We start from the raw sequence: 4274 nt of genomic DNA on the forward strand, positions 1-4274 counted from the left end.
CAAATCCTGATGACCGAAGCCATCAGCACCATGTTGGAAGAACTGGTTTCTTATTTGGGCGGCTGGCAAGAATAATTTTTCAGACGGCCTTTTGATTGGGAAATATCAAAGGCCGTCTGAAATATAATACGCATGGTTTCCGCCTGTTGGGCGCGCTCTTCAGGCGTGGCGAGGCTGTCCACACGGGCAAAGTGTGTAAGCTTCTGCACTTCGTCCACACCTTTGACCAGCTCGGCGACAGTACTGTTGCAGCGTTCCGTGAGCAGCTCACGCCAGTCGGGCACAAAACGCACGATGTCGGCCAAAAGCGTGGCGGCCACCGCATCGGGCAGCAAATCCAATTCGTTCACCATACGCGCCGCACCCAAAAGGTGCGCCAAAAGCGGCTCGCCCGCAGGCGTGGCCGCATCGGCAGGATAATGCGTCTCGGCCAGCGACAAGGCCGTCTGAAGCAGCTTTTGCGCAGGTTCGGGCAAACCGGCGGTGTGCGCGTCAAACCACGCGCGGGATTCTTGCAGCGGTGCGGCGGGGATTTCCGGTGTTTGTCGTGTGTTGCTCATGGCATGCCGTTTCTCCGTTTGTTTTGTTTCGACATAGCGGCTGTATTGTAGCAGCTTGCCCGTATTTTGCGACAAAGCATGTTTCAGACGGCCTGGGCTACCCAACTTGCAATAACATATAAACATCAAAATAAAACAAACAATTAGCGTGTAAATGTGCTTGCAGTGAAAAATATTGGGAATAATATTTATGCAAGTAATAATTTTTATCAAGAAGGAGATGAGTGTGAAATTTTTAGCTGCTTTGTTGTGGCCGGCCATGTTGCTGCCCATTTTGTCTCATGCCGATAGCGGCATTCAGACGGTCTCTGTTTCTCAAGCATATGCGGATGACGCAACGGGCTGCGGGCAGCTTTATCCTGTAAATAGCTTCGAGAGTTTGTTCAGGCAGATGGCAGGCACGGTGCATAGTGCCTGTTTGCTTGATATGCCGCCTGAAGATTTAGCGAAAAAGTGGCAGATTCCCGTGTACCGGCGCTATCTGCGGCTTTCCGGCCGTTTGCGGCCTGACGGAGAAAAACAGGCGGTACTCAGATGGAAAGACAAGGCAGAGCGGCAGAAATGGCTCAAACACAGGCGGCGTAAGCTAAAACGGCCGACCGACGGCTTTACGGTAGTGCATCAGACCAACTACGACGGCAGTACTTTTTTAGAAATCGAAGCAACGCCTGATTATATAAAACGATACCGTTCATTGTTTCCTGACGACCGTTATCCTGATGATTTGCCGAAACCCTATGTTTCATCTCATATCCTAAGCCCGGTCAGCGTATGCTTTAACAATGGAACAGAACAAGTTTTTCCTAGGTATACGGTAGTAAAACAAGTAGCAGTAGATGAAAACAACCATTTGATCGGGAGTGATAGACATTTGGTTATAAGGGAGGAGAAAGGTGCAGGAATATTATTTCAGCATCCAACAGACAAATGCATTAATGATATTTCCAGCATCTTTCTTATCAGATAGTCGATAGTATTTAATTTTAAAGGTATATGGTATGGCTACAACAGCACAAATCCGGCAGCATTTTTTAAAATTAGGGATGCCTGTTTCGGAAGTTAATCAGATTATTCGGGATTCAATTTTACTGGGGCAAACCCATAACTTTATCAATCAATGGGGGTTAGGGAGTATTCAAGCAATACACTAAATATTCCGGCATATTTTTCCAAAGCAAACTAATTGGCAGTAAAGAAAATAGAAGTATTGTATTCAGTACGGCAGACAAAAGATATCTGACTGCTTCTGATTGGGCTCATGAGTTAGGACATGGTTTGTCGAAAACCATTTCCAAGCTTGATCTTGATATTGATGGAAATCGCAATATAACAGCGAATGAATATGCACGAAGATTTGTTTATGAAGAAGGAAAAGCCGAATACAACCGTTTTCAGTTTGATTTGCGGAACAACCCAAAAGAAACCAAATACGGCTCAAATACAGAAGCAATCAAGGCAATGAACCAGCAACAGGCTGTTGATTATTTTGCCCATAAGATGAAAACCCAAAACCCCAGCGGGCAGCCCGGTGATACTTATTGGACGCTGGCAAAATCTAACTTCTTTGAGAAAACCAATCCAAGCCTGCTAACCGGTAAAACTCCGGCCGAAAAACAAAAAATCCTGCAGGCCGGAATGGATGAGGCGGCACACAGCCATCCAAACAGGTTGTTTGGTGTAGGTGATGAACGGATACGCTTTCAGAAAACCGATCCAAATATGCCGCTTAGTCTGATGCCGATGATGGCACGTGGAAATCCTACGCTGATGGTGGTATTTGTACCTGCCAACAGCCGTTTGGCAGACGGTACGGTAACGACGATAGAAGTATCAGAAAGGATGTCATGATGTTGGGCGCAGTCATCGGCGATATTGCCGGATCACGATTTGAGTTTGACAACTACCGTCACACCGATTTTGACATTTTCAGCCCCGACAGCGACTTTACAGATGACACGATTTGCACTGTTGCCATCGCCGATTGGGTTTTACAAGGCTGCAACGATAATTTGGCCTCTATTTTACAAGGCTGGTGTAGGGCATATCCCTGCGCTAAAGGCGCATATGGCGGCCGCTTCTCACAATGGATAGAATGGAAAGATCCAGAACCTTATAATAGCTGGGGCAACGGCTCGGCCATGCGTGTTTCTGCCGTTGGTTGGACATTTGCCACATTGGAAGAAACCCTGCATTTTGCCGAACAATCCGCTATCGTAACGCACAACCACCCGGAAGGCATTAAAGGTGCGCAAGCCGTAGCCGCCGCCATCTTTTGGGCGCGTACTGGTATAAGCAAAGCGCAAATTAAAGAAAACATTACACGACAATTCGGCTACGACTTGAGCCAAAGTTGCGACCAAATCCGCCCGCATTATCATTTCAACGAAAGCTGTCAGGAAACCGTGCCTCAAGCGATTACTGCCTTTCTTGAAAGCGATGATTTTGAACACGCCATCCGACTGGCAGTTTCCCTTGGCGGAGACAGCGATACCTTGGCGGCCATTACCGGCAGTATTGCCGAAGCCTGCTACGGTATCCCTACGTCTATGCGCGAACACGCTTTAGCCATATTGCCACGCCATATTGCTGAAACCCTGCTGACTTTTGAATCCCAATATCAGGCCGTCTGAAACTGCCTGCAAAAAGGAATGAATGATGAAATACCTCGCCCTACTCCCTATCGCCTTCATGCTGGGCACGCCTGCCATTGCTGAAACCATCAATCCTTATCAGGAAAAAGGTTGCGCTTATGATGGCGATGTCGGCAAAGACGGCAAACCGTCCGGTAAAGGTACATGGAAATGCCAAGACGGCCGCAGTTATGTCGGCACATTTAAAAACGGCAAATTTGACGGCAAAGGCGTATATACCGTTTCCGGCAACGGCGAAACCTTTATCGAACCTTTCTCCTCCAACAGCGCCAAATTACGCAATATGACGCTGGAGGGCGTGTTCAAAAAAGGCAGGGCGCATGGAAACTTTACTGCCTCCCAAAACGGCACACCAGTCTTCATCATGAAATGCGAAGACGGTATGATTAAAGAAGTCAAACTGCCTAAGAAATCTGCTTCCAAAACCAAATAAACAGCCTTTCAGACGGCCTTATCCAGCTTTTAGGCCGTCTGAAACATCAATTGACAAGCCTGTCTAAAGGCTGTCGTGTTGATTTCAAAGAATTTCCAAACAACCCTTACCTCAGGACAACCACCATGAGCATTAAATCCGACAAATGGATACGCCGCATGGCCGAAGAACACGGCATGATTGAGCCGTTCGAGCCCAACCAAATCAAAGAGGCCAACGGTCAACGCATCATTTCCTACGGCACATCCAGCTACGGCTACGACATCCGCTGTGCCAATGAATTTAAAATCTTCACCAATATCAACAGCACCATCGTCGACCCGAAAAACTTCGACCCGAAAAACTTCGTTACAGTCGAAGATGACTGCTGCATCATTCCGCCCAACTCCTTTGCTTTGGCGCGCACAGTCGAATATTTCCGCATCCCGCGCAACGTCCTGACTGTCTGCTTAGGGAAATCCACTTACGCACGCTGCGGCATCATCGTCAACGTTACCCCGTTTGAGCCAGAGTGGGAAGGCTACGTTACGCTTGAGTTTTCCAACACCACCCCCCTGCCTGCCAAAATCTATGCCGGCGAAGGCGTGGCTCAAGTCTTGTTCTTTGAAAGCGATGAAGTCTGCGAAACTT

6 protein-coding genes and 1 pseudogene are annotated in these 4274 nt (G+C 47.9%); 6 read left to right on the plus strand and 1 reads right to left on the minus strand.

Annotation, left to right across the window (positions count from 1 at the left end; translation table 11 throughout):
* Positions 1 to 128: 128 nt before the first annotated feature.
* A pseudogene (locus ACTHUE_RS11680) lies at positions 129 to 560 on the minus strand (HD domain-containing protein); the annotation flags it as partial.
* A 220-nt stretch (positions 561 to 780) separates the two neighbouring features.
* Between ACTHUE_RS11680 and ACTHUE_RS11685 the strand changes: the two are divergent.
* The 6 genes from ACTHUE_RS11685 to dcd form a co-directional block, all read left to right on the plus strand.
* Entirely contained in the window at positions 781 to 1527 is a 747-nt protein-coding gene (locus ACTHUE_RS11685) for a hypothetical protein (RefSeq protein WP_234395988.1), read from the plus strand.
* Between the two features lie 31 nt (positions 1528 to 1558).
* The gene (locus tag ACTHUE_RS11690; protein ID WP_225905468.1) at positions 1559 to 1711 is read left to right on the plus strand and encodes a hypothetical protein; all 153 of its coding nucleotides are present in this window, start codon (positions 1559 to 1561) and stop codon (positions 1709 to 1711) included.
* A gap of 124 nt (positions 1712 to 1835) precedes the next feature.
* Positions 1836 to 2408: a hypothetical protein gene (locus tag ACTHUE_RS11695; RefSeq protein WP_070462023.1), complete on the plus strand. Its 573-nt coding sequence runs from the start codon at positions 1836 to 1838 to the stop codon at positions 2406 to 2408.
* Positions 2408 to 3190, plus strand: a complete 783-nt coding sequence (locus ACTHUE_RS11700) for an ADP-ribosylglycohydrolase family protein (RefSeq protein ID WP_070462021.1) — start codon at positions 2408 to 2410, stop codon at positions 3188 to 3190. The genes ACTHUE_RS11695 and ACTHUE_RS11700 overlap by 1 nt, the downstream gene beginning before the upstream one ends.
* Positions 3191 to 3212: 22 nt before the next feature.
* Positions 3213 to 3644 carry a hypothetical protein gene (locus ACTHUE_RS11705; protein WP_070462019.1) on the plus strand — a complete coding sequence of 144 codons (432 nt, stop codon included), beginning with the start codon at positions 3213 to 3215 and terminating at the stop codon, positions 3642 to 3644.
* A 125-nt stretch (positions 3645 to 3769) separates the two neighbouring features.
* Positions 3770 to 4274: dCTP deaminase (dcd, locus tag ACTHUE_RS11710; RefSeq protein WP_440423292.1), on the plus strand; the 505-nt coding region annotated here is incomplete at its 3' end.

It is taken from the genome of Neisseria sp. P0021.S005 (assembly GCF_051956955.1).